Source organism: Alteromonas sp. BZK5 (genome assembly GCF_014349115.1).
Classification (GTDB): Bacteria; Pseudomonadota; Gammaproteobacteria; order Enterobacterales; family Alteromonadaceae; genus Alteromonas; species Alteromonas macleodii.
Genome location: NZ_JACSOE010000113.1, coordinates 1 through 8,192 on the forward strand (window position 1 = coordinate 1; position 8,192 = coordinate 8,192).

Genomic DNA, 8,192 nt, shown 5'->3' on the forward strand with positions numbered 1-8,192 from the left:
TGGAGAAAGAGATCCTAAAAAAGGCGACGGTCTTCTTTGCCAAAGAAACCAAGTGAAATACGGTTTCATTACCCAACATAAGAAGACCTGGCCGATTAGCCTGATGTGCCAAGTTCTGGGAGTCAGTCGCCATAACTATTACAGTGCCGTGCGACGAAACGAACAACTTGAACCAGACCCTCAACATGATGAGCTAATCGAATGGGTACAGAAGATAGCAGATGCCAGTGACTTTACCTATGGCGTAAGGCGAATGAAACGCGCGCTGAATTCGCTTGGTTATCCGGTTGGAAAACAGCGTACGAGAGCCTTGATGAAAGAAGCCGACGTGAGCGTTAGACGGCGTAGAAAATACAAAGTAACGACCAACAGCAACCATCAGCAACCTGTATTCGATAACGTGCTGTCACGCGACTTTGATGCGCAAAAACCAGACCAGGCGTATGTCTCTGACATTACTTATATCTGGACGCAGGAAGGCTGGCTGTATCTGGCCGTTGTCATTGATCTGTTCTCACGCAAAGTCGTGGGTTGGAGTATGTCTTCACGGATGAATGCTCAGCTTGTGTGTGATGCCTTAACAATGGCTTTATGGCAACGTAAACCCAAGGCTGGCCTGATACATCATTCGGATCGTGGTTCGCAATATGCGAGCCGACAATTTAGACAGCTACTGGCACTGTACAAGGTAACAGGTAGCATGAGCAGGAAAGGCGATTGTTGGGACAATGCCGTTGTAGAGAGCTTCTTCGGCACATTAAAACAAGAGCGAGTGCAATGGCGTCATTACCAGAGCCGTCATGAAGCTCAGCAAGATATCCTGCAATACATCACTATGTTTTATAACAGCCAAAGAATGCACTCATACCTGGATTACAAAAGTCCAAACCAATATGAAGCTGACATGGCTAACTTAGGAAAAGCTGCTTAACTGGGTTGTGTGAATTTGCTTGACCACGTCATTATTCGTGTATCATTATGATAGAAAAATGATAATAATAAAATTAGTGAGTTAATACTTTCTATGACAACATCAACTAATAATGAACCTAAAACTATATTCAGTTGGGCGAGTGCCATTGCGTTAGCATTAGAGTCTGACGGGATAGACAGCCAAGCTTTGTTTAAAAAAGCTGGCGTTGATTTAGTTACGTCATCAGAGCCAAGTTACCGTATTGAAACCGTTAAAATTACGGAAATTTTTAGGCTGGCAGTAGAAGCAACGGGCATAACAGGTTTTGGGTTGTTAGCTGGTAAAAACTTTCATCCTGGCAGCTTTCACGCGTTTGGTTATTCGTTATATGCGAGTAACAATTTAAATGACTTTTGCCAACGCATAGTACGCTATTTCCGCTTACTTAGTGATAACGGCATTCATACGTTAACTGAAACAAAAGATGATTATGTGTTGGATATTGAAATTATCAATACAGTAACTTGTGATGAAACTATTGAAGGCTGGTTAATGGCTATTGTTCAAATGTGTCGACATATTTTCCGCCTTAACTTTAACCCTTTAAAAGTTCAACTCGTAAGGGAAAAACCAGAAATTGGGGCAGAGTTATTTGAGCAGTCATTTAAATGCCCTGTTGAGTTTTCTTCCAAATTAAACGCGATACATTTTGCTAAAGAAGATATGTTTGTTCAACTGCCTGCAGCAAGTTCTGAATTGGCGCGAGTGAACGATGAAATTGTTATTCAGCATTTAGCACGTTTAGATCGCTCTGATATTGTACGCCAAGTTGAAACTAAAATTATTGAGCTATTGCCTACTGGGGAATGTAATAAAGAGCGTATTGCTTCATTATTAAATATGAGCCCGAGGAATATGCATGGCAAACTAGAACAACGCGATACTAGTTACCAAGAAATTTTAGACGACTTACGCTCACAATTAGCAATTCAATATATTGAGCAAGACTCAATGAGTATTAGTCAAATTACCTATCAACTAGGCTTTACTGATACTAGTAACTTTTCTCGTGCATTTCGTCGTTGGACGGGGCACTCACCAAGTGAATATCGAAAAGCTAAAGCTGAAAATTAAACAAATATAGTATGGGCTTTCGTTTGGAGCCCATACTTAAACTTCCAATTTTCTAAACTTGTTTATTTTAAAATCTCACTCTAATATATTGAATTTTAAACTGTTTATTGTTTTTCTAAATATACCTTCCTAACTATTCCCATACTTTTTTCCTAAACCCATACTTTTGGCTGGTTTTTTTTGCGTTTTTATTTTTTAGAGTAGAACCATCTCAAGACTTAGCGTGTTTATGGCTAACAAAATAAAAATTAGGAATTAGTGATGAGTGAAGCAAACTTACTTTTTGAAAACCGAGATGGTATTGCCTGGTTAACATTAAACCGCCCGAAAGGAATGAATGCAATCAATGGTGAAATCATTGAACTTTATGAAAAGTATATTCCTGAAATAGCTAATAATGATGAAATTAGAGCCGTTGTTATTACTGGCACTGGTGCTGCTTTTTGTGCAGGGGCAGACTTAAAAGAAGTATTGGCATCACAAAAGCTACCTCCTGGAGAGAAAGACTTTTTAGATCGATTATGTGAAAACGTATTTAATCCACTACGTGACTTTCCAAAGCCAGTAATTGCAGCGTTAAATGGTATTACTATGGCGGGCGGTCTAGAAACAGCTATGTGTGCAGATATAGTGGTGGCTGCTGAAAGTGCAGTCATTGGTGATGCTCACGCGAACTTTGGCGTATACCCTGGCGCTGGAGGGGCAGCCTTATTACCTCGAATTATCCCTCACAATGTAGCTAAGTATTTATTGTTTACTGGTGAAACTTTATCTGCACAAGAAATGAAAACATATGGCTTTGTTAACGTAGTTACAAATGATGATGAGCTACAAGATAAAACACAAAAACTTGCACTCAAAATTGCCTCAAAAAGCCCAATTGCACTTCGTCGTATGAAAGAAGTGGCTAATCAAGCTTTAGATAAATCGAGAGATGCAGCATTAGAGCATGAGCAAGTATTGTTAAGAAAGCATATGCGTTCATACGACTTTACCGAAGGCTTAACTGCGTTTTCTGAAAAACGTAAACCGCAATTTATCGGCAAATAGCAAGAGTTGCTTAATTAAGCTAATAATAGGAACCAAGAACATGAGTAATATTTATATCGCAGGTGTTGGCATGACTAAGTTTGGTCGACACATCGAACGTACATTAGAAAGTTTGACTGGCGAAGCAATTGAAAAAGCACTTGCTGATGCTGGTTGTGATAAAGACGAAATTGGAACGGCATTTTTCACTGGCTGTACTCAAGGCCATTTACATGGTCAGGGTATGGTACCCGGACAAGTTTACTTAAGTAAAAATGGTATTGAAGGTATCCCTATCTTTAATGTTGAGAATGCTTGTGCTTCAGGTAGTTCAGGTTTTTATCTAGCCAACCAAATGCTTAAATCAGGTGCATGTGATATTGCACTAGTTGTTGGCGCAGAGAAGATGAATGTAGCCGACAAAGCTAAGATGTTCTCTGTATTTGATGGTGCATGGGATGTGAGCAATCCAGAGCAAAACCTTAAAACTTTATTAAAGCCTGCTGAAGGTTTTGAAGTGCCACCAGGTACAACCTCAGAGCGCCCTTATAGTGTGTTTATGGATGTATATGCAGCTTTTTGTCGTAACCATATGAAAACATTTGGTACAACTCAAAGACAAATAGCGGCAGTGAGCGCTAAGAACCACCAGCACTCAGTTCATAATGAATTGTCGCAATTTAGAGACCCTTATACGATTGATGAAGTAATGGCAGCTCCACCAATTACTTACCCTTTAACTTTACCTATGTGTGCACCTATTTCAGACGGTGCGGCAGCGGTTGTGGTTTGTAATGAAGAAGGGCTGAAAAAATTAAATGCCGAAAAGCGCGCTGTTCGAGTACTTGCTGCTGTTATTCGCAGCGCTACTAGCCGACCAGCTGATCAGTGGGATCAGCACTGTGAGCATTTAGCGGCAAAAGAAGCCTATGAAATAGCGGGTGTTGGTCCACAAGATATGGACGTGGCTGAAGTTCATGATGCAACAGCAATGGGTGAAATTTTACATGCTGAAAACCTTGGTTTAGTTGGTTTTGGTGAAGCTGGACCAGCTGCAGAAAATGGTGACTTTACAATTGGAGGCCGCATTCCAATTAACCCATCAGGTGGCTTAGAGTCTAAAGGTCATCCGCTAGGTGCGACAGGGCTTGGTCAAATTCATGAGCTTGTTGTTCAACTTCGTGGTGAAGCCGGTGCTCGTCAGGTTGTTGGTGCTAAACATGCGGTACATGAAAACAGCGGTGGGTTAGTAGGTATTGAAGAAGGCGCTGTGTCAATTAACATTTTAGCAAAAGCTTAATTTTATTAAGTGGCTAGTATCGACCTTGTAAAAGATTAATGTAATGAGGAATAAATAATGAACTTCCAAATGACTGAAGAACAAGAAATGGCCGTTGAGTCGGTTCGTAAATTCGTACAAAACGAGATTGAACCAGAAATTAGAGCTCACGGTGAAAGCCACTTTAGCAAAGAACAATTGGTAAAGTGGAGCAGTAAATTATCTGAATTTGGCTATATCAGTGCTCCACACCCAGAAGAAAGTGGTGGCTATGGAATGGACTGGAAAACGCATCTTTTAATTTGGGAAGAAGTTGCGGTAGGTTCATTAGATCTCGCGCTTACTGGGTTAATTAACGTAGCAGGTATTGATTTGTTAATTAATAATGCTCCTCAACATATCATTGATGAGTATGTACCAGGTTTAATTTCGGGTGAGAAGTTTATTTCTATTGGTATTTCTGAACCAGATGTGGGTTCAGATGTAGCTGCTGTTAAAACTCGTGCGGTAAAAGATGGCGATGAGTGGGTTATTAATGGCGAAAAAACTTGGATTTCAAATGGCGAACATATGGATATATTCGTTTGTACCTGTAAAACAGGCGAAGGTGAATTAACGCATATTGCTATTCCTGCCGACACACCAGGTTTAGAAGTTAAGGGAATTGAAAAAATGGCGTTAAACAGCCAGTCAACTTCTCAAATTTTCCTTGCTGATGTTCGTGTGCCTGTAGCGAATACGGTTGGCAAAGAAGGTGATGGATTAAAAAATACATTGGTAACGTTTGAACGTGCTCGTTGTCATATGGCGGCTTGGGGTTATTCAATTGCTCGTCGTGCGCTGGAAGAATCTGTTAAATATAGTCAAGAGCGTACACAGCATGGCAAACAGATTGCGGGTCACCAGCTAATTGCACTTAAAATTGCTAAAATGGCAACTGAAATTGATGCGGCTCGACTATTAACTTTACGTGCTGCTGACATGATTGATAATGGTATTCGTTGTGACAAAGAGTGCTCAATGGCGAAATGGTACGGTACTGAAATAGCGGTTACTGCTTGTCGTGATGCTGTGCAAATACACGGTGGTAATGGTGTTACTAAAGAATTTATTGTTGAACGTTTAGCTCGTGAAGCGATTGTTGGACCAATTCCTGATGGGACTACAGAAATTCAGCAGTTGTTAATTGCTCGCTTGTTAACAGGTATTCAAGCATTTAAATAATTCTATCGTTGGTTACTGCAAGTTAACCAGCATGTGTATAAAAATTTGAGAGAAAGTTCATGAATTTGCAAGATAAAGTTGTTGTTATAACAGGTGGCGCTTCTGGCTTAGGTAAAGCGACAGCAGAATATTTAGTAGCAGAAAAGGGCGCTAAAGTTGCCTTGTTTGACCTAAATGAAGACGCAGGCAATGCGACCGTGGCTGAGCTTGGGGAAGATAAGGCTATCTTTTGCCAAACTGATGTAACAAGTGAAGAAAGTATAGATGCTGCGATTGCTGCTGTAATGGATAAGTTCGGTGCAATTCACGGTGACGTTAATGCGGCTGGTATTCCACTACCGTGTAAAATTTTAGATAAAGAAGGTATTGCTTCAAGCCTAAAAAAATACGCTACGGTAATTAACGTTAATTTATGTGGTGTATTTAATGTGATGGCTAAATGTGCTGAACAAATGGCAAAGAATGAGCCAGACGAAAAAGGTGAACGAGGAGTGATTATAAACATTTCATCGGGGGCAGCTTTTGAAGGGCAAATTGGTCAAAGTGCATATTCAGGTTCAAAAGCCGGAGTTAATGGTATGAATATTCCAGCTGCACGAGAATTAGCCCGTTACGGTATTCGTGTAAATTCAATTGCACCAGGTTTATTTGGTACGCCTATGGTTAAGTCGCTAGGTGAAAAAGTGGTTAATTCACTTGTAGAAATGTGTGAAGCGCCTAAACGTATGGGTGAAATGGAAGAGTTTGCACATACTTGTTCTTTCTTATTTGAAAATGGCTATATGAATGGTCGTATTGTCCGATTAGATGGCGCTACAGTGATGCAAGCTAAGTAAGTTCTTAATAAGTTATTAAAGCACCTTTAAGGTGCTTTTATACCAATTGCATTAAATATTTAGTCAGTTCAGAGCTGTGTCAGGGGAGTTAGAACAAAGCAAATTGATGCAGGTGTAGCATTCTCCACTAAAGCAATTTGTAAAGTTATTACTCTCCTGACAAGCTCCCGAAGGGCGAGTTTAAAAGGCTTATATGCTTGCGTTATTGATTTTGATAAGGGAATAACCATTACCTGCAACCAATGCCTTGCCTCTAAGCCTTTTAACTCTCGCTGAATGATCAAATATTTAATTTAATTGGTATTATAACGTGGAGAAAATGAAATGGGACCACTAAACGGTATAAAAGTTGTTGAGTTGGCTGGCTTAGGGCCATGTCCGGCAGCTGGTATGATACTAGCTGACTTTGGGGCTGAGGTTATTTTAATTGAACGTAAAACGGCTAACCCTAACGCTGGTATTGATTTAGATAGCAATAAAGATGCTTCATTTTTTAAGCGTGGTAAAAAGTCGATTGCACTAGACTTAAAAAATCCTGATGATGTTGAAACAGTATTGAAGCTTGTTGAGCAATCAGACGTGTTAATTGAAGGGTTTCGCCCAGGCATTACTGAAAAGTTGGGGCTTGGACCGGAGGTTTGTCATCAGCGCAACCCAAAACTCGTATATGGTCGTATGACTGGTTGGGGGCAAACAGGACCTTTAGCAAAAAATGCTGGCCATGACATCAACTATGTATCAATTACTGGAGCCTTGCATTATGGCGGTTTACCTGACGATGCACCATATCCAACACCAACCTTAGTGGGCGATATTGGTGGTGGCACCTTACCATTGGTCATTGGTATAACTTCAGCGCTTTTATATGCACAAAACACTGGCCAAGGGCAGGTGATTGATGCAGCTATTTGTGACGGCACCATTTATAGCATGGGGTTGTTAACCAGTATTAGGGCGCAGGGGTTGCTACGTGAAGAAAAAGGGCAAGACTTTTTCGGCGCAGGATCTCATTGGTGCAATACTTATCAATGTGCTGACGGGAAATATGTTTCAGTTCAAGCGTTAGAGCCTAATTTTTATAAAGAATTAGTTACATTGTGTGGCTTTGCTGATGATGATGACTTTGCTCAGCAGAACAATAAAAAGTTGTGGCCTCAAGCAAGAGCAAAAATGGCGGCATTTTTTGCAAGTAAAACTCAAGCACAATGCAACGATATTTTAGAAGGAACTGATGCTTGTTATGCACCTGTTTTATCTATTCCAGAAGCAGCTGAGCATGAGCATATTAAGGCGCGTGGCTGTTATACAGGTGAAGGTCAATATTTACAGCCAACACCTGCGCCTAAGTTTAGTGTTAGCCAGCCTTGTATTGGTGAAATTCCTAACGTTGGGCAACATACAGCAGAAATTTTAAATTCGCTGAACAAGTAAATACGAATACTTAACCTCGCACTGGTAAGTGCATTTCTCCTCTGTAGGCTAATTGACTTGGAATGTCCTCGCTTTTAGCCTCTTTTTATTCCTTTTAAAATTCTACATCTTCTTGTATTTGTTCTTTTGTATTAAAAGATGCCTACTTTAGAGTAAATACTTAACTCTGAGCTATCCCCACGAATAGTAAAATAAAGTCAAAGAGTTAGGGAACATTCATGGCATTTGGTGATCAGATCTTTCGCCAAAAAAAAACCAACACAGAAAACACCATGAATGCACGCTCTATATTGAACAATCTTGTCTCTTTTGTCAGCCATAAAATGCATAAAACCCGCAAACAGGC

General features: G+C 40.2%; 7 protein-coding genes. All 7 read left to right on the top strand.

Annotation, left to right across the window (positions count from 1 at the left end):
• The coding region (locus BIZ39_RS19165; protein WP_187447756.1) for an IS3 family transposase at positions 1–931 on the top strand (931 nt) is incomplete at its 5' end.
• Between the two features lie 93 nt (positions 932–1,024).
• Positions 1,025–2,047 carry an AraC family transcriptional regulator gene (locus BIZ39_RS19170; RefSeq protein WP_187447757.1) on the top strand — a complete coding sequence of 341 codons (1,023 nt, stop codon included), beginning with the start codon at positions 1,025–1,027 and terminating at the stop codon, positions 2,045–2,047.
• A 261-nt stretch (positions 2,048–2,308) separates the two neighbouring features.
• On the top strand, positions 2,309–3,097 hold the full coding sequence (locus BIZ39_RS19175; RefSeq protein WP_008305457.1) for an enoyl-CoA hydratase/isomerase family protein: 789 nt from the start codon (positions 2,309–2,311) through the stop codon (positions 3,095–3,097).
• Between the two features lie 40 nt (positions 3,098–3,137).
• Positions 3,138–4,376 (top strand): thiolase family protein, encoded by a 1,239-nt coding sequence (locus BIZ39_RS19180; protein WP_008305456.1) that lies wholly within the window; start codon positions 3,138–3,140, stop codon positions 4,374–4,376.
• A 57-nt stretch (positions 4,377–4,433) separates the two neighbouring features.
• Entirely contained in the window at positions 4,434–5,579 is a 1,146-nt protein-coding gene (locus tag BIZ39_RS19185) for an acyl-CoA dehydrogenase family protein (protein ID WP_008305455.1), read from the top strand.
• 59 nt (positions 5,580–5,638) lie between these two features.
• Positions 5,639–6,415, top strand: coding sequence for an SDR family NAD(P)-dependent oxidoreductase (locus BIZ39_RS19190; protein WP_008305454.1), 777 nt, complete (start codon positions 5,639–5,641; stop codon positions 6,413–6,415).
• Between the two features lie 324 nt (positions 6,416–6,739).
• Positions 6,740–7,846, top strand: a complete 1,107-nt coding sequence (locus tag BIZ39_RS19195; protein WP_008305453.1) for a CaiB/BaiF CoA transferase family protein — start codon at positions 6,740–6,742, stop codon at positions 7,844–7,846.
• The last annotated feature ends 346 nt before the right edge of the window (positions 7,847–8,192 follow it).